Here is a 226-nt window from a genome sequence, read left to right on the forward strand (position 1 = left end):
TCGGCGTTGATTGCGCTGGTCTGGGTTGAGCTGACGGGCAGGGCGAGGCTGGTGCCGGGTTCGCCGTCGTAGGGGGAGAAGGTTTCGTCTCCGACGAGAAGTCCGTCCCGGATCGTGATGCCTTGTTCGGCGAGGACCCCGGTCAGAGCCGCGATGGTGTCGGCATAGGGTCGGGCCTGTCCTAGGCGGGTGGTTTCGCTGGTGTAGACGGCGAAGAGGATGGAGG

General features: G+C 65.5%; 1 pseudogene. It reads right to left on the reverse strand.

What is annotated here, in order from left to right:
- Positions 1-226, reverse strand: a pseudogene (locus AC5RWA_RS21630) (DUF4192 domain-containing protein); the annotation flags it as partial.

The sequence above is a fragment of the Arthrobacter sp. 210 2 genome (assembly GCF_059093025.1).